The 17,759-nt window shown below is 44.9% G+C and carries 17 protein-coding genes, 1 rRNA gene and 1 riboswitch; of the genes, 9 read left to right on the top strand and 9 right to left on the bottom strand.

The genetic code is table 11. From position 1 onward, the window contains the following. Positions 1-76, bottom strand: a 16S ribosomal RNA gene (locus tag RMO79_RS23495); the annotation flags it as partial. Positions 77-524: 448 nt separating this feature from the next. Here RMO79_RS23495 and RMO79_RS23490 point away from each other — a divergent pair. Continuing rightward, positions 525-689 carry a hypothetical protein gene (locus tag RMO79_RS23490; protein ID WP_310485692.1) on the top strand — a complete coding sequence of 55 codons (165 nt, stop codon included), beginning with the start codon at positions 525-527 and terminating at the stop codon, positions 687-689. Continuing rightward, positions 682-1,455 carry a DUF4349 domain-containing protein gene (locus RMO79_RS23485; RefSeq protein ID WP_310485691.1) on the top strand — a complete coding sequence of 258 codons (774 nt, stop codon included), beginning with the start codon at positions 682-684 and terminating at the stop codon, positions 1,453-1,455. The genes RMO79_RS23490 and RMO79_RS23485 overlap by 8 nt, the downstream gene beginning before the upstream one ends. Before the next feature lie 104 nt (positions 1,456-1,559). Here the strand turns inward: RMO79_RS23485 and nadB are convergent, their stop codons facing one another. From nadB to RMO79_RS23470, 3 genes are all read right to left on the bottom strand, one after another. Continuing rightward, complete coding sequence (nadB, locus tag RMO79_RS23480; RefSeq protein ID WP_310485690.1) at positions 1,560-3,278, bottom strand: L-aspartate oxidase; 1,719 nt, start codon at positions 3,276-3,278, stop codon at positions 1,560-1,562. Between the two features lie 175 nt (positions 3,279-3,453). Then, on the bottom strand, positions 3,454-3,879 hold the full coding sequence (psbU, locus tag RMO79_RS23475; protein ID WP_310485689.1) for a photosystem II complex extrinsic protein PsbU: 426 nt from the start codon (positions 3,877-3,879) through the stop codon (positions 3,454-3,456). A gap of 236 nt (positions 3,880-4,115) precedes the next feature. Beyond that, positions 4,116-5,270 (bottom strand): NAD-dependent epimerase/dehydratase family protein, encoded by a 1,155-nt coding sequence (locus RMO79_RS23470; protein WP_310485688.1) that lies wholly within the window; start codon positions 5,268-5,270, stop codon positions 4,116-4,118. 264 nt (positions 5,271-5,534) lie between these two features. Between RMO79_RS23470 and RMO79_RS23465 the strand changes: the two genes are divergently transcribed. The 4 genes from RMO79_RS23465 (at position 5,535) to RMO79_RS23450 (ending at position 8,805) form a co-directional block, all read left to right on the top strand. After that, positions 5,535-6,398, top strand: a complete 864-nt coding sequence (locus RMO79_RS23465) for a polyphosphate kinase 2 family protein (RefSeq protein ID WP_310485687.1) — start codon at positions 5,535-5,537, stop codon at positions 6,396-6,398. Between the two features lie 34 nt (positions 6,399-6,432). Further along, complete coding sequence (gene pdxH / locus RMO79_RS23460; protein WP_310485686.1) at positions 6,433-7,068, top strand: pyridoxamine 5'-phosphate oxidase; 636 nt, start codon at positions 6,433-6,435, stop codon at positions 7,066-7,068. A 27-nt stretch (positions 7,069-7,095) separates the two neighbouring features. Beyond that, positions 7,096-8,040, top strand: a complete 945-nt coding sequence (locus tag RMO79_RS23455) for a class I SAM-dependent methyltransferase (RefSeq protein ID WP_310485685.1) — start codon at positions 7,096-7,098, stop codon at positions 8,038-8,040. Positions 8,041-8,361: 321 nt separating this feature from the next. Further along, positions 8,362-8,805: a hypothetical protein gene (locus RMO79_RS23450; RefSeq protein ID WP_310485684.1), complete on the top strand. Its 444-nt coding sequence runs from the start codon at positions 8,362-8,364 to the stop codon at positions 8,803-8,805. A 78-nt stretch (positions 8,806-8,883) separates the two neighbouring features. Here the strand turns inward: RMO79_RS23450 and RMO79_RS23445 are convergent, their stop codons facing one another. Genes RMO79_RS23445 through RMO79_RS23430 form a run of 4 tightly spaced genes read right to left on the bottom strand, consistent with a single transcriptional unit; the run spans position 8,884 to position 11,605 of the window. Then, positions 8,884-9,732 (bottom strand): ABC transporter ATP-binding protein, encoded by an 849-nt coding sequence (locus tag RMO79_RS23445; RefSeq protein WP_310485682.1) that lies wholly within the window; start codon positions 9,730-9,732, stop codon positions 8,884-8,886. Further along, on the bottom strand, positions 9,725-10,522 hold the full coding sequence (cbiQ, locus tag RMO79_RS23440; RefSeq protein ID WP_310485681.1) for a cobalt ECF transporter T component CbiQ: 798 nt from the start codon (positions 10,520-10,522) through the stop codon (positions 9,725-9,727). Before cbiQ ends, RMO79_RS23445 begins: the two co-directional genes overlap by 8 nt. After that, positions 10,522-10,842 (bottom strand): energy-coupling factor ABC transporter substrate-binding protein, encoded by a 321-nt coding sequence (locus RMO79_RS23435; RefSeq protein WP_310485680.1) that lies wholly within the window; start codon positions 10,840-10,842, stop codon positions 10,522-10,524. The genes cbiQ and RMO79_RS23435 overlap by 1 nt, the downstream gene beginning before the upstream one ends. Next, positions 10,823-11,605, bottom strand: a complete 783-nt coding sequence (locus RMO79_RS23430; protein ID WP_310485679.1) for an energy-coupling factor ABC transporter permease — start codon at positions 11,603-11,605, stop codon at positions 10,823-10,825. Before RMO79_RS23430 ends, RMO79_RS23435 begins: the two co-directional genes overlap by 20 nt. Positions 11,606-11,644: 39 nt before the next feature. Continuing rightward, a riboswitch (cobalamin riboswitch) is annotated at positions 11,645-11,824 on the bottom strand. Between the two features lie 342 nt (positions 11,825-12,166). Here RMO79_RS23430 and RMO79_RS23425 point away from each other — a divergent pair. The 3 genes from RMO79_RS23425 (at position 12,167) to RMO79_RS23415 (ending at position 15,088) form a co-directional block, all read left to right on the top strand. Further along, a complete protein-coding gene (locus RMO79_RS23425) occupies positions 12,167-14,089 on the top strand; it encodes a transposase family protein (protein ID WP_310485678.1) in 1,923 nt (640 codons plus the stop codon). 146 nt (positions 14,090-14,235) lie between these two features. Further along, entirely contained in the window at positions 14,236-14,493 is a 258-nt protein-coding gene (locus tag RMO79_RS23420) for a hypothetical protein (protein ID WP_310485677.1), read from the top strand. 46 nt (positions 14,494-14,539) lie between these two features. After that, positions 14,540-15,088 (top strand): TniQ family protein, encoded by a 549-nt coding sequence (locus RMO79_RS23415; protein ID WP_310485676.1) that lies wholly within the window; start codon positions 14,540-14,542, stop codon positions 15,086-15,088. Here the strand turns inward: RMO79_RS23415 and RMO79_RS23410 are convergent. Beyond that, positions 15,055-17,643 (bottom strand): S8 family peptidase, encoded by a 2,589-nt coding sequence (locus tag RMO79_RS23410; RefSeq protein ID WP_310485675.1) that lies wholly within the window; start codon positions 17,641-17,643, stop codon positions 15,055-15,057. The two genes, RMO79_RS23415 and RMO79_RS23410, sit on opposite strands and share 34 nt — an antisense overlap. Between the last annotated feature and the right edge of the window lie 116 nt (positions 17,644-17,759).

The raw sequence follows: 17,759 nt of genomic DNA, 5'->3' as shown, positions 1-17,759 counted from the left end.
TAAGGTTCCGTTCGACTTGCATGTGTTAGGCATACCGCCAGCGTTCATCCTGAGCCAGGATCAAACTCTCCATAATATTTATGAAAAGCCATGTAGAATTGGCTCGTGTGTAATATTTAAAGACTCGTTACAAAGTCTTGGCCTTGGCATTAAGCCAAAGACCTGTTATAATCGTGTTAACGAATTTAACGAGGTTGTATAGGCTTTCAAACTATATAGTTGTCTAGGTTCAGGGTAGAAAGATTGGCTCACAGAGCGACTTTCGTCGATGCCGTGTTGCTGTTTCCCTCGACCGCTTTACTAATATATCCCACCTAACTTGGAATGTCAATCTTTTTGGCAAAATTTGTTTTTCCTGGTGTGGGCAAGGCTCTGAACCTCTTTATAGTTGCTTTCCTGCTCAATTTGGCTAAATATTTTTTCAGAAGGTGGCAGGATCGCCCCCCGAAACGCCTGTAATTAGCCAATCCGTTCTTGTAGAAATCTTCATTGTGAATTCAAAACAATTGTGGAGTGTGAGGACGATGAACTATTTACCAAGACCGAAGTCGGATGGCAGGTCGATCGGTTTAGTGGGACTGGCGATCGGTGTAAGCATTGCTTTAAATAGCTGTGGCAACTCAAGTACAGCAGATCGGAAGAGTTCGACGGCAGATTTAGCCTCAGCCATCACCTGCGGTGATGGCTGAGGCTAAATCTGCAAATAAAGAAGATCCAGCAGCCGAAACAACCGCTGTAATGCCGCAAAAGCCCCAACTAGTTAGAACAGCAGAGATCTCGCTCCGGTTGGAATCGATCGATAAGATGATGGTGCAACTGCGTCAGCTCGTGCAGAGTAAGCAGGGCGATATTTATGATTTTCAGGACGATCGATCTTTAGATAACGATCGGCATCGGCAAGCTACTTTGGTACTGAAGGTACCTAGCAAAGTTTTGGATGCGACTGTGGCTGAAATTGCCAAGTTGGGCAAGGTAGAGAGCCAAGGGGTGAAGTCTGAAGATGTAACGCAGCAAGTTGTCGATACAGATGCGCGGCTGAAGAATCTTCGCCAGCAGGAGGATTTGACGCGTAAAATCATGGAGCGATCTGGTTCGGTTAGGGATATTTTGGCTGTTTCTAAGGAGCTTTCGGCGATCCGCGAGCAGATCGAACAGTTGGATGCGAGTGTGAAAAATCTCCGCCAACAGGTGGCTTATTCGACGATTAATTTAAAAATTGAGGAGATGCAGTCTGCTACGCCGAGCAGTGATGCTTTTGGGGTACAAGTGCAGGAAACTTGGAAAAATTCTACTCATGCAGCGGGGAGTCTGGGGACAAATCTGGTGTTGGGATTATTATGGTTGCTACCATTCATACCATTTATGGCGATCGGGGCTGGTGGGGTTTATTATGTTATCGGCAAACGGCGACAGCAGTTACCAATAGTTGCAACACCCAATAGCGAGGAGGAATAGTATTAACGCAAGTTGTCAGTGAGATTTTTTGGGTATGGCGAGTGTGGGGAGCGGCTCGCGCACGCCTTTGTTTCCAGACAGAAATAGGAATAGATGAAGATCTGTTACGCTGGGTACGAGTCTGCCAATAAGTCAGATTTAAACCACCGCTCTCTTTCGACAAGCGTATGAACTTGCCAAGCTGGATCGACATGGGGAAAGTCAGTGCGAAAATGTCCGCCACGACTTTCGGTTCGCATTAATGCACTAGTTAGTATTAAAATTCCGATATCTAATAAGTTGCGAGTTTCGCCCCAAGTTCGCAGATCTGGTTCGGATATTGCTGTGGGAAGAGTGCCCGATTGTAATGGTAGAATTTGAGTAATTAGTTTAGAAATCGGTAAATTATCGAATTCTAATTGCAAAATTTTGACTCGATCGATAGCTATTTCGAGATTGTTTCGATCTCGACAAACTCCGGCGGCTTGCCACATTAAACGCGGCAATTCTTCGCGGATATTAAGGACTCTATCGATCCAAGGTTCCGAATTTTGGGCTAATCGTTCGCCCCACAGATCTAAATTGGGGATGGGAATTGGGGCTGAATTAATTACCACATCTGTGGAGTGCGGCGCGATTTTCTTGCCAAGAGGCTCCGCCAACGGAATTAGATCTAATTGCGCTCCAAATACCACGCATTCTAATAATGAATTACTCGCCAAGCGATTGGCTCCATGTACTCCCGTACTGGTAGTTTCACCTACTGCATATACGCCCGGAATACTAGTACGTGTCATTAAATCTGTATACACTCCACCCATCCAATAATGTGCGGCTGGCGAAACTGGAATCGGTTGATTGAGAATATCGATCCCCCAATGTTGACAGACTTTTATAATGTTGGGGAAGCGGTGGCGAATTTTTGATTCAGGAATGGGGCTGAGATCGAGCCAGACACACCCGGTAGCGGGATCGGAGCTGTGTTTTTGCAAATGACTGAAAATTGCCTGACTGACGACATCTCTAGGGGCAAGTTCGCCAGCGGGATGGTAGTCGAAGGTGAATCGATAACCGTTGTCATCGACTAAATGAGCACCTTCACCGCGTACCGCTTCACTAATGAGAAATCTCGGCGCGCCAGCTTTGGTCAGCGCGGTAGGATGAAATTGGACGAATTCTAGATCTCGCAGCAGTCCCCCCGCACGATGCGCCATCGCCACGCCATCGCCAGTACTGACTTCGGGATTGGTAGTCTGCGCGTACACTTGTCCCCCACCACCTGTGGCTAAGACGACGGCGGTAGCTGTTACCCACATAATTTTCCCTTGATACAGCAGACTAATCCCCCGACAGGTTCCGGCTTCCAGCCATAAATCTAGGGCAAAGGCATGAGTAAATACTGTAATATTTGGTTGTGCTAAGACTCGATCGGCTAAAGTACTAACTAAGGCTCTCCCCGTCGTATCCGCCGCATGAAGTACGCGAGGACGGGAATGAGCCGCTTCCAATGTTAATGCTAGTTTCTCATCTACTCTGTCGAATCCTACTCCCAGATCTACGAGCGATTCGATACATTTTGCCGCATGGGTAACTAAAAATTCTACCGCAGCTCGATCGCATAATCCAGCCCCCGCTTTGAGCGTATCGGCAATATGTAAGTCTACCGAATCTTGGGGATCTACTACCGCTGCAATCCCCCCCTGCGCCCAATCGCTCGCCGATAGGGGTAAACTAGCCTTACTCACGATCGCGACGCGCAGTGAGGCTGGTAAGCACAGTGCTGAGTACAATCCAGCCGCTCCCGCTCCCACGACGATGACATCAAAGTTGGTAGTTAAGGGCATAGGTGGGGGTGGGGGGAGTGTGGGAGGTGTGGGGAGTAAGGAGAAAGAAAGACAATTATTTCTAAAGCTTATCCACTATCCCCTAATTCCATTATCTGTGACGATCGGCACAAAAAAATCCCACCATGAATGTAGGCGGGAAGTGAAACATGGGATAAAGTTGTAAATTACTTAGTTAGTAATAACCATTGTTATAGCGATCGCCACCTTCGTTAAAGGTATCATCCGTAGAGGTGAGCGTGAATTTATCAAGATTGGCATTGAGCATTTCTTTTTGCTTCTCGCTCAAACCAGGAATACTCAACACATCTTCAATCGTCTTATAGGGAGCATTGTCCACTACTTTGCGGGCGATGGTAGGATAAAGACCTGGATACTTGCGAAACGATCGAACATTAGTATTGTTGAGATCGATTTTCTTCCCAAATTCTGTGCCTAGTTTACTATCGGCACTATTGCGAATGACTTCTCCAGTTGCTGGTTCAGCAGCCAAGAAGATTGTGGAGCTATTCCAACTAGCCGCCATTGCTTGGGGCGCGATACCAACGAAACAAGTCACACAGAGACTAAAAGCAACCAGCAGACGGGCAAACCGTTTCATAAAATTTATTTTTCCTAACACAGCATCTTAATTCTCCATTATTTTACCTCAAATTAGGCTTTAGGTTTTAGGCTTTAGGCTTTAGGTTTTAGGTGTTGGGCTTTAGGCTTAGGGCTTTGAGACGCAAGCGTCCTCTAAAATCCCTAATCTCTAATTCCTCTTCCCCTAAAACCTAAAGCCTAACACCTATTCTCTCTTCCCCTAACACCTAGAACCTAAAGCCTAAAGCCTCTCTCCTATTCCCGTTTCCAACTTACCTTAGGTAAAATGTGCGATCGATCGACGCGGTTTTGGTATTTGATAGCAAAATTGAGGAGCGAATCTAGGAGCGAATCGGAGAGGAAATGTGGTTGAAGTCCGAGCTTGAGGAGATTGGTATTTTTGGGGTTAAAGTAGTGAGCTTCGGCTTCGATGCGGGGATTGTCGATCGTGTCGATATTAACATCCAATCCTAATGTAATTCCGGCTTGCTTGACTTTCAGTGCCAAATCGTTGATGCTAAACATCTCGGTAAACTGGTTGAAGACGCGGAATTCGCCGGGATTGGCGGGAGTTTCGATCGCGAGTTCGACACAGCGGACGGTATCGCGAATATCTAAGAAGGCGCGAGTTTGCCCGCCTTTACCATACACCGTTAGCGGGTGCCCGATCGCAGCTTGAATGCAGAAGCGATTGAGAGCCGTACCGTAGATGCCATCATAGTCGAGACGGTTGATGAGCAGTTCGTCCATTCCGGTTTCTTCTGTCAGCACCCCGTATACTACCCCCTGATTGAGATCTGTCGCGCGGATGCCCCAAACTTTACAGGCGAACTGAATGTTGTGGCTATCGTGAACTTTGCTCAGGTGATAAAAACTTCCCGGCTGCTTGGGATAGGGTAATGTATCGGTACGACCGTTGTGTTCGATCGTGATGTACCCTTCTTCGATATCAATATTTGGCGTACCATATTCGCCCATCGTCCCTAATTTAACGAGGTGACAATCGGGAAAATCATCGCGCAGTGCATAGAGCAGGTTGAGATTGCCAACGACATTATTTACCTGTGTCAGCACTGCATGTTCCCTGTCGATCATCGAAAATGGTGCCGAACGCTGCTCGCCAAAATGGACTACAGCTTGGGGCTGAAATTTTTGGAGCGATTTTTGTAAGAAATCATAATTATTAATATCGCCGATGAATAATTCGATTTCTTTCCCAGTCAATTCTTGCCAGCGTTGAATCCGTTGATGGATGGTGGAAATCGGCGTAAGCGTCTCTACTCCCAGTTCTAAATCCCAATGTCGCCGCACTAAACTATCTAAGATGCCGACATCATACCCCCGGTTGGACAGGTACAGCGCAGTTGCCCAACCACAATAACCATCACCGCCAATTACCAGGACTTTCATAAATACAAAAGTATAATTATTAATTCTATGAGTCAGTATTCGCTCAATGTATCAGGACAAGGGCAAACAAGTAAACCGCGATCGCCAAAAATTAAGGTTAAGAGCTAGTTAAGTCAATTATTGATTGACATTTTTACCAAATTGTGAATCGAATAAATTATGCGATCGAGATCGCAAATCGTCCCGGCAATCCGGATCTGACAGGCATTAAGTCATTAAAATGTAGAGATGCCGCCCCAATCAGGCTAAATCGGAAGCACAATTATGTCTAGCCATATCACGATCGTGCCACCTGGCAAAAAGATCGATCTTCAGGATTACGATCCGGCGGATACGGGAAAATTTGAGAATAAAGAGTCCGCACAAACTAAACTGGCGGCGAATATTGTCGAATTGGCAGAGTATCAAAATATTCTGTACGCCCAGAATAAATTTGCGGTCTTAATTATTTTCCAAGCGATGGATGCAGCCGGAAAAGATAGCACGATTAAACGTGTGATGTCTGGTATCAATCCGCAAGGCTGTCAAGTCTACAGTTTTAAGAGTCCGTCAACGGAAGAATTAGACCACGATTATTTGTGGCGCGCTCACAAATGTATGCCCGAACGCGGACGAATTGGCATCTTCAATCGATCGTATTATGAAGAAACGCTCATCGTCCGCATTCATCCCGAATTGCTACTCAAACAGAATTTACCACATGTCGATCTCAAACAGATTTGGAAGCAAAGATTTCAAGAAATTAATGATTTCGAGCAGTATTTAACCAATAATGGTGTAGTCATCATTAAGTTTTTTCTCCATGTCTCTAAAGCCGAGCAGAAAAAAAGGTTTTTAGCACGGATCGAAGAACCCCAAAAACACTGGAAATTTAGTGCTGACGATATTAAAGCACGCGATCGTTGGGATGATTATCAAGCAGCTTATACCGATATCTTTAACCATACTAGTACCGAAGCCGTTCCCTGGCACATTATTCCGGCAGATCGCAAGTGGTTTACCCGGTTAACGGTCGCAGATATTATCTGCGCTCGTCTCAAGCAGTTAGAATTAGCCTACCCCCAAATTAACCCCGAACAATTAGCAAAACTAGCCGATGCCAAACAAATGCTAGAACGGGAGGAGTAGTGCAAGTTATCCACTATTCACTATTCACTAATTCATGAAAATTGCTGACTTACGCAAAAACTATACTCAAGCAGGATTATTAGAATCAGATATTCTGGCGAATCCTTACGCTCAATTTCAATTGTGGTTCGAGCAAGCTGTAGCGGCGGATTTATTAGAGCCTAACGCAATGACAGTGGCGACGGTAACGGCTGAGGGTAAACCTTCAGCGCGAATTGTTTTGCTTAAAGCTGTAGACGATCGCGGATTTGTATTTTACACCAATTACAACAGTCAAAAAGGGGTAGAACTTCAAAACTGTCCCTATGCTGCTTTAGTCTTCCTCTGGGGCGATTTAGAACGCCAAGTGCGGATTGAGGGTAAAATAGAATTTGTCTCAGAAGCGGAAGCTACCAGCTATTTCCACAGTCGTCCGCACAGCAGTCAACTGGGTGCGTGGGCTTCAGATCAAAGTACGATTATCGAAAATCGATCGATCCTCGAACAGAAATTGCAACAGTTAGAAACCGAATACCACGATCGCGAAATTCCCAAACCGCCACACTGGGGTGGAGTGCGCGTTATTCCCCACGAAATTGAATTTTGGCAAGGTCGTCCCAGTCGGCTCCACGATAGGTTACGCTATCGGCGACTAGTCGATAAATGGCAAATTGAAAGACTCGCACCCTAAATCCAAAATCCAAAATCCAAAATCCACATGACAGCCACCATCAAACCGACAGATCGGATTGCCAGCCAGGTAGTAAATAGCTTGCTCTCAATTAAACCGATCGCGAAATTTGCCAAAAACCAAGCGCGGGAATTGATTATCAAACGGGCGGAATCGATCGGGGTGGCTTGGCGGGATGATGTGAAGTTTTTGAGATCGCGGGGTGGTTCTGAGGCATTTTCGCTGCAGTGGGAGACAGATTTAGCCGAGATTACCAACCCCAATCTTGAGTATCCCAAATATTATCTCACCTCATTTCATGCGTACGATCGCGGGAATATGAGTTGGGATGCCGCCATGGAAGTCGAAGTCGCCGCCTACTCGGTTCATGCCAAGATCTTTGCCGAAACTGGCAAAACTGGCGATACTCAGCTCCGCCAAACTTATCACGATTTGGTAGTCGGATCTTTGCCCGCGCCACCGCAAACTATTCTCGATATCGGTTGCAGTGTGGGGATGAGCACATTTGCCATGCAGCAAGTTTATCCCGACGCACATGTAACGGGTTTAGATCTCTCGCCCTACTTTTTAGCAATTGCTAATTACCGCGCCGAGCAACAACAATCTACCCAAATTAATTGGGTTCACGCCGCAGGCGAAAATACTGGGTTACCCGCACATAGTTATGATTTGGTATCTTTATTTTTAATTTGTCACGAGCTACCGCAGACAGCCACCCGCGAGATTTTTCAAGAAGCGAAACGCTTACTCAAACCGGGCGGACATATTGCCATTATGGATATGAATCCAGCATCGGATATTTATGCTCAAATGGCACCATACATTTTAACACTGCTCAAAAGTACCGAGCCGTATCTCGATCGATATTTTACCCTCGATATTGCCCAAGCACTAATCGATGCTGGTTTCGATGCGCCGACAATTACCGCCAATACACCGCGCCACCGTACGGTAATTGCGAAGGTGTCTTAGCGGATGTTTGTTCAGTCAGTTTTGTTACTCCCTTCTCGCCAGAAGAATATAGATTATACTTCTACCCTATTGCTGTCAGAGATCTTTTTTTTAACCGCAGAGGCGCAGCGATTTGTGCTCGTCGGGTTCCCCGACGGTTTAGCGGCGTTTTTATTCGGGGGGAACCCCCGAATAAAAAAACGACAAGACAACAAATCAAGACAAAGAGCGCAGAGGGCATAAAGAAAAAGCTAATCTATAGTCTTTGAGCGGAAAGGGAGTAAGCTCAAACATTAGAAGACCGCCTCACAGAACGGATTAATTGCTATTTCATCAAATATCATGGCTTATCGTGAAATCAAGAAAAACATTACTATTCTCTGTCTCTTTCTAATCACGTCTTGTGGCTCCAGCCTCAGCAAAATCAGCACCGAAATTGATACACAGATAGATTACAATAACTCGGAGAGAATCGATCTTGCCAAAGTGGGTGATTCTAGTTGGGAACGTGTTTGTATATTTGGCCCATATTCCAACAACAACAAAGCCGAACAAACGCTCGGTTTCAAATGGGATCTAGAAAAAAAAGCTCCTGTATTATCAGAAGGTGGTGTAAATGTTCTAGCATTTGTTAAGGGAAAAGAAGTTAGCACGCACGTCGAACATCCCAGACACCTGAGCGATTTTGCACAGTTGTCAGGTCAGTGCTTCGATCGATCTAATGCTACCCTCGTAAGAGATATAACCAGAAAAGACAACTGGGTTAGTTTCATCATCAAAAAATAATGCATCACAACTCTGTTGCACGCCAACCGTTTTCTGTATTTGTCATTCAAGTCTTACTTGAAAATATTATCCAGGCAGCTAGGGTTCGGGTTGTGCTAACTTGTCTAAGTAAATAGTCAATTCCGCAATGGTTCTAGGAGCGGAAACTTTTTGGCTCATTAATGGGGACATTCGCGACCAGATTTGCCATAATAGTGGCATTCCTAATTCAAAGTTTGGCATAAATTGAAGCTGCTGAAAAACTGCTAGAGTTTCGCCTTCGGCAATTAATTTCCCCCGTTCCATCACCAAAACCCAATCTGCCCATTGATAGACAAAATCTAAATCGTGAGTGGCAATTAGTAGCGTTGTCCCCAATTGGGCGATCGATTCTAGTTCTACTAACAGGGTACGAGTTTGGACTGGATCGAGATAAGCCGTCGGTTCGTCTAATAATAATAACTCTGGTTGTAAAGCCATTACGCCAGCAATACTCACCCGCTTTTTTTGTCCTAAGCTGAGGTGCTGGAGTGGAGACATTGCTAGAGTTTCTAAATTAAAATCGGCGAGAGTTTTCGTAACTTTTGCCGCTACTTCTGATTCGGGTAAACCTTGATTGCACAACCCGTAAGAAATATCTGCTGCAACAGTCGGGGCGACAAGTTGCTGTTCGGGATCTTGAAATACTAACCCTACTCGCTGTCGCCATCTTTTGAGTGCGGCTCGATCGAATGTTAATGGTAAATTGTCTAGTAACACTGTCCCGCGATCGGGTTTACACAAACCATCGGCAATTAGAAACATTGTCGATTTGCCACAACCATTTTCACCGATTAGGGCTGTTTTTTTATGTGTGGGCAACCGAAAGCTCAAGCCTTGCAAAGTTGGCGCAGTCGCCAGTGGATAACTATAATAAATATCCCGAAATTCTAGTAAATATTCAGACATAGATCCGGTATAAAATCTCTCCAATTATCAGCACTACACAACCGACGATCGACTCACTAGCATAACGTTGAGAGTATTGATAACATTGCGGTTGCCAAAATCGAAATTCTCGATCGAAGCCGCGTGCCATTACTCCCAAACTTAACTGTCGATACCTACTCACCGTGCGTTGAATTAATTGACGAACTAATAAATTTAAGCTGTTCATTCTCAGTTTTTGAGTCCGATAACCACCGCGTGAAACTTGAGCGGTAACGATCGTTTGGGCGGTGTTTGCTAACAGAAAAATACAGCGGTAAATTAATAGTGATAATTCGATGAGAATCGGCGGACAGCCAATTTTTGCACAAGTAGCCGCCAGATCGATCGCAGGAATTGTCAGGACGATAAAAAATAGCACGGAAGTACTCGCCCAACTGCGAATGATGAGTTCGAGTGCCCGCACCGAACCGCGATGACTGAGATAGATCTGCCCGCCCCATACCTGCATTTGCCACAAGGCATCAGACTGCATTTCTGAAGAGATGTTGTTAGCATATTCGATCGCGATCGCAGGCAGACTAGTCACCAAAAACACCGAAACTCCCAACAGCATCGCCCCATAAATCTGACGCGGTATCCCCGCATAGATCGTAATCCAGACGCTCATCCACCCAAAAATGATGATTTGTACCGGATAGTGAGTTACCAGAGCCAACAGCAGCACAATGAGGGCAAACCAGAGCTTTTGACTAGGGAGAAGATGGCGCAGCCGATTGCTATAGGCAAGCGTATCGAGATGAATATGCACTAATCGCGGTGTTCGATCGAGGGGACGATTTCATCTGTTTTCCGGCGTTCGGTGCGCCCTTTATATAAGCCTAAAATATAACAAGTTACCCCCGATCCGATCGCAGCTTGAGTGGCAAATAAGAAGGTTTCAACTTCGCCGCCGGATGGTTTAATCACAGGTTCAAACCAAGGTTTATAGCCCGGTTTAACTTCTTCGATCGCGGTTATATTAATACTATCCGTCGCTTTAAATTCTTTACCCTGAAAAATCAAAACTGGGGCAAAAGACAAGGCAACAGCAATACCCAATAGCCACCAATTATTCGCTAGTTTTTGCATTTAAATTATTTCGTTGTTGAAAGAGCTGGAGTATTTTTAATTCTTGCTGCCCATATTCTTGCAGCCAATTCCAGACCAGCAAGGTTAATAAACCTTCACTAATTGCCAGTGGGATTTGGGTAATTGCAAACACGCCGACAAATTTAATAAAAGCTGCTACAAATCCACCTTGTACGGCGGGAAATGCTAGAGCCAATTGTACGGCAGTTACTAAATAAGTACATAAATCTTCTAACATTGAAGCCATAAACACGGCAATTTTTTGATGTCCGGTTTTAGCGATCGCATTGTAAACCACATAAGCGACCATCGGGCCGACAATTGCCATTGAAAATGCATTTGCACCCAATGTTGTCAATCCGCCATGTGCCAGTAGTACTGCTTGAAACAGCAACACTAATCCACCGATTACCGACATCACCAATGGGCCGAATAAAATTGTCCCCAGCCCCGTCCCTGTTGGGTGAGAGCTGCTACCATTGACAGATGGAATCTTCAGCGCGGAGAGGACGAAAGTAAAGGCTCCAGACAATGCTAAAAGCAACTTGAGTTCTGGATGTGCTTGGGTAATCCGATCGATCGATCTCAATCCCAATCCAAAGAAGGGTAAGGCAATTACCCACCAGAACGCCGCCCACTCAATCGGTAAGTAACCCTCGGCAATGTGCATCGCATGGGCTGGAGTGGGTGTGGCAATTACTAAATAAGCACTCAAGCCCAGCATTGCCAGTAAGGTGGCGGCTTTTTGATATTTTGGTTTCATTAATTTTAGAGATAGTCACCTTGAACCTCGCAGATGAACGCGATCTATATTCGATACGATGGGTGTTCTGACTCAGTTAATTCAAGATTAAATCCGATGTAAGTCGGAAATCATCGCACCTCGAACACATTACAGTTGCGGGACAGCGTTGGATTTTGCACCAATCTTTCCCCATCGATCTCCGTGGCTATTCACGATCTCCCAATTTTTATTTCGAGCGGCGATGCCAAAGACTGGCTACATCCTAGCATCTAAACCGCACTGTCGATCGGCCCGATCTCCAACCCGATCGGTTGTTGTAAAACTATAATCTGTTAACAGTGACAATAATTAGTTAATGTACACATAGCCTACGATTGGTGTACATTTAACAGATATTTGTCCACTTTCCATAATTAATGTCACGCCAGAGATAATGGCTGAAACTTAGTTCAGCAAACGATTATGGCGGTCGGAACTCTGTTGTTTTCCTTTGCGAGAAATTAAATAGATATTTGCCTTTTTCTCAAAAGCGATGGATAAAGTCTAACATAGATAAATGCCTTTTCCTTGCTAAATGCTATGTTATCACCACATACGCCAGAAATGCAGGCTGCATCCGTCATAGATCGAGATTCGATCGAGCAGCATTCCGAAGAAATTGAGACTCCACTGACTCCAACCGTTCCACAGGAGCGATTAATCATTGAGAGTCTGTTAGAGGATCTCGAAGATCGAGCAAAAATCATGCAGCGGGTTCAAGCTGTCGAGGACATTTCTCAAGCTTCAGAGCACCAGCGAACAGAGAAAATCAAACTCTGGGCCGATCGATTAGAAGTGCATCCGCGCACAGTGACACGACTGCTCGAACGAGTGGAGCAAGAGGGATTGGCTTCATTAGTTAGATTTACACGCATTGATGCAGGTGAGCAGAGAGGATCTAAGCAGTGGCAGGGGAAAAGTGTTGCTGAATGGACTGACTTCATTCTTACGACCTACAAGCGCGGCAATAAAAATAGCAGACGAATGAGTCGTAGCCAGACATTCAATCAGGTGAAGGCTCATGCGGTGAAAGAGCTAGGATTGGCAGAAGATAAAGGTGAATATCCATCGATCGGATTCGTATACAGTGTTCTCAATCCTTTAGTAGAGAAGAAAAAGCCGAAAAAGAATCCAGGACAAGGGCCAGGTATCGTTATCAAAACTATCGATAAGGATAATGTTCGAGAAGATATCGTAGTCGAACGGAGCAACCAAGTTTGGCAAATAGACCATACTAAATTAGACAACCTACTGGTGGATGCTGACGATAATATTGTGGGCTGTGTTTGGATCACCTCTGTAATTGACAGCTACTCCAGTTGCATCATGGGTTACTACCTCAGTTTTATGTCGGCAGGTTCTCATGAAGTGGCGTTAGCTTTGCGTCATGCTATTTTGCCCAAACATTACGGGGCTGAATATGGACTTCAAAAGGAATGGGAGGTCTGTGGATTACCAGAATATATAGTGACCGATCGAGCCAACGAATTTAAGTCGGGGCATCTGAGACGAGTTGCGATGGAGTTAGGGTTTAAGCTCAGGCTGCGATTGCACAAGGAACAGGGTGGCATTGTAGAGAGTTCTTTTCGGAGAGTCAAAGATGAGTTTTCCTCGCTGCTACCAGGATACAAAGGTGGCACGATCGAGGAACGTCCAGAGAATGCGGAGAAATACGCTTGCATGATTTACGAGGAGTACGATCGAAAGTTAGTCCGGCATTTCGTGGATCATGTTAATCAACATTTGTATCCACGAATTAGAAATCAAACATGTCTCAATCGTTGGTGGAATGGAATTCCTGGAGGTGAACCCCGACGAATAGAGGACGAGCGAAAATTAGATGTTTGTCTGATGAAGGAAGAAGAGCGAACTGTTCAGAAATATGGCTGTGTTGTCTTTGAGAATTTGATCTATAGCGCGGGATTCGTCCGTGATGAACAGGGCTATCAGCGATATGACAAAAATATTGATTTTCTAGCAAAATATGATGACAAGGTAACAATCAGATACGATCCGAGCAATATTGTTAAATTACTAGTTTATACTCTCGAACAGGATGGTCAACCATCGAAGTATTTAGGTGTTATTCGCTCTAGAGATTTGTCTGAGTCTCGCCTCTCGCTGCGAGAATGGAAAGAGCGGGAAAAACAAATCCGAAAAGAAGGCAAAGCAATCGACCAAACTTCAATTCTGGCACAGCAGCGAGATTTGAACAATTTTGCTAATGAGAAAGTCAAAGAAATGAATCAGAAAAAGAGAGGTAAAGGTAAAAAAACTACCAATCAAAATCGGAAAGACGAGCATCAGCGAGTTGTTAGTCAGACACCGGAACGGTACGAATTAGGAAAAGCTTTGTCTGCATCTGCTGAAGTGAATGAAGCCGAAACAGCAGATCGATCGATGCTATCTAATGTTGACAATACAGACTGTTCGATGCAGATCTATTGCTGTTTTCTGGTTTGAACGAACTGATGAGGATCTCGGAAAAACGTGGAATTTCTGTGGTTTTGTGTGGAACGAGCAGATTGGATGAAATACTCGATGCTCAACATAGAAAAAGTTATTTACCCATTCATAATACCTTTCTGAACCATCACAGGCTAAGTGTTTTGTCTATAGGTGAAATAACTACTGTCATTAAAGAGTGGGAAGATTCATTGGGTTGGTCTAAACCAATGAATCTAGCAACAGATAAGGACATTATAAAAAATCTGAATCAATCATCTGATGGTCAAATTCAGCCTCTTTACGATCTACTCAAACGAATTGCAATTTGGCGGCTAGACAATCCAAATATCGAAATTAACCCTTTCAATATTTCCAAGGTATTGACTGACGTTCAACCGCCGCAAGTTGGGATCGGATAAATTTTATTTTAGATAAAGACAGAGCATTTTCGATCGAGGAGTAAATATGAGCGATTCTACAGCGGAATATTTTAGTGTCGTGCTCCAGCCTGATGAGGATGAGAGTATCAGCCATTATCTCGGTCGATGGAAGCGTCAGGAGGTAGTGAGTTTATCGTCGATCGGGAGTTTAAGCCGACAGTTGAAGTTGGGTACGGCGATGTCGCGGTGGGAGAAGTTTTACTTGAATCCATTTCCGACGTTGAAGCAGTTGGAACAGTTGGGGAAGGTGATGGGGATCGAGGGAGATCGGTTGTTGCTGATGTTTCCGCCGAAAGGGGAGCCGATTAATGTCCGAATTATCCGCCTCTGTTGTGCTTGTTATGATGAGGCTCCTTACCATCGAATGAAGTGGCAGTTTCAATCTACGGCTGCTTGCGAGAAGCATCAATTGCGGTTGCTGTATAAGTGTCCCAATTGTGAGGTGCATTTGCCGATTCCGGCGGAATGGGAGTCGGGGCGATGTCGGAAGTGTCAAATGTTGTTTCGATCGATGATTAAGCATCAGAAAACAGCTCGAACTTACGATTTGATGGATACCTCAGTCTCTACCTGAGTCAGAACTTGAACCTTAGCGATCGAAGTGTAAATCGGGATATTTGTATTTACTGCCTCAAAACTGACTACTAGGGCATAGGGAACAGTGGCATTGGGATCGTTATTCCAGCCTTCATGTCCGACGACTGCAATACAAAATGACTCGCGCAAATCGTATGATTTAACGATTGCCCAATCTTTTTGTAATGTGCCTTCCTGTCTGGAGACATTCCGTGCCTGTCCCCAATTTTTGCGTTTGTTCAAAACCCAGTTAAAAATGCTCTCGCTTTCTTCGACCTCTGCTGGAGCATCATACTCTTTGAGTACTCTGTCCAAAAATCGTTCTGGAACCTCACCTTTTTTGCTACAGTCCCAATCTAACCATGTGGAAAGATATTTTCTTCGAGCGCGGCGGGTGCGTCGAGGTTGGGCTTTGTAGGAAAGTGTGACTTCAATGCGAATATCCAAATCCTCTCCTGGAGAACGTAATTCATTTGGTAGGCTTACTTCATAAACCTGAGCTTGACGGGCGGCAATCCGCCGTTCGCCTCTAGCAATTAGCGTAATCCGGTTAGTGGAATTACCCAAGGCTCGATCGAGATTGGGAATGCCATAGCCCAGTAACCGAATAGCATGGTAGAGATCGAAATTTGTGGTTTCTACCCAGCTTGGGAAACGGGCTGATTGCACGATTAATGCTCGATATAGCAAGCAGCTTTCATTAGGTAATTCAGCCGCCAGACAAGCGGCAATGTGCGCTACTTTGGGAGCTGCGAAGGAAGTTCCAGTCCGATCTCGTGCTGACATCGGCCCACCGCCTAATGTGGAACGAACTAGATCGGGACATACTTCTGGTGGTGTTGTCAGACTGGGAGGTGTGCCGCCATCAGAGACGACATCGCCGCCATACTCAACTACTTCAGGTTTAATTGAATCCCAAATTCCCAAACCCGTGCAGGAAAAAGAGGATGGATAATCTTGCTGGGCGATCGATGTTTTTGATAAGTCTTTGAATGTTTGCAGGGAGACAGAGCCAACAGTAAGAGCTTGAAAACTCTGTGCGGGGTTGGGAATTCGACAAGAATCCCGTAGTAGATAATCTGGGTAAGGTTTGCCAGCTTGGAGATTTTCTTTGATTGGTAATCTGAGATGACCAATACGTTCATTAAAGGGAAGATTGCCCGCTGCCACGATAAATAAAATATCATATTGCCATGATAAATTATCGATTTCGGCTGCCCATGCACTCATGTACTGAGTCCGACAGGGCGTTCTTCCTGTAATGGAATGATTGAAAATTCTCGTTCCTGTTTGACCATGATAAAATTCGACAATTTCTGCCAGGAGAGTTGGTGGAAATAGTGATTTAGACAAATAACACTTTCGATCGAGTACGCGAGCATTTTGCAGCCAGCAGATCGCCTGCTTTTGTCCGCTGATGGGGATTAAATTGGGATATAAGACCGCTCCAGCGACACGGGTGCCATGTCCACCATTTTCGACAAGATCGGCAGTTAATCCAGTCTCATTGGGCACCCACGATCGAGAATCATTTTTTATAATCGCCGATTGCAGTAATGGATGTTTGTCCTCAATGCCGCTATCGATAACGCAAACTTTGGGGGCATCTTGACCCGGTGGTTCCAAGGTAAAAGATATTGCAATTTCTTCTAATTCAGTCTCCCCAGACAAATCATCTCCAACTTCATCAGGCAGACTGACATCAAACACATAGGGGAAATTCAAGACTAGATCTCTCAAACCCTTGCCAGAAATACTTATCCGGCAGGAGAAGCTATCGGGTAGCTCGGTATGAGTGATGATTTCACCATCCCTGATATCTAGCAATTCTCCCTGATATTCCTGCACAAAAAGATCGAATTCATCTTCACGCTTACTCTTAATCTCATCCCATCGTTGATATGTTAAATCGCGTTCCTCTATCCACCGTTGAGTAATAATCAGATCCTTTTCCTGAGTTCTATTTTCATTTGGTTTAGGATAAGCTCGTAGTTGCGATTTCTCTCCAACGCAAGCAATACCAACATCTACGGTGTATAGTCGGTCATCTTCAATTTGACCCCATTGTGCTTGCAATTCTGGGGCAAGGATATATTCAGGTCGTTTCGTACCATCGAGGATATCCCAAATTTCTGGGACTTTGCCGCCCCCGCGTTCTTGATTGATAAATTGCTCGATCTTTTTCTGTAAATCTGTAAATTGAGGATCGGCTGATGCTCCGATAATATATCCATCCTCTAGTTCGGCGATGACTTCAATCCCGTATTTACGCAGATCTTCTGCATCGAACGCAGTTGGATCGATCTGTAAAATTAAGGGGACAGCATCTGGCAATTCTGGCTTTTGTGCTTTTTTTCTTTCTATTACGAGATCCTGCCAATCTGAGACAATTCCCGAAACCGAATTATTGAGTTTGCTGCCATGCCCCCAACTATCACCCAAATTAGCTTGAGTTTTCGGTGTTTTATCTCTGGGAAAGGTCTGGAAAAATGCTGTTCCTTCAGTAGCAAATTTGAGTTCGATGTGGGGAAACGATCTATTGGCTTCGTTCATGCTAAAGGCGGATGCGGATCAACTTTTTAGGTACGGGAGATTTCTTGAATTGCGGCTTCAAGATGCTCTGGAATCACGAGTTCTTCTCGATCGAGAATAGCGCGTTTTGCAGCATC

The organism is Chamaesiphon sp. VAR_48_metabat_403, from assembly GCF_031422475.1.
Lineage (GTDB): Bacteria > Cyanobacteriota > Cyanobacteriia > Cyanobacteriales > Chamaesiphonaceae > Chamaesiphon.
This window is presented reverse-complemented; position numbering and strand designations above follow the sequence as displayed.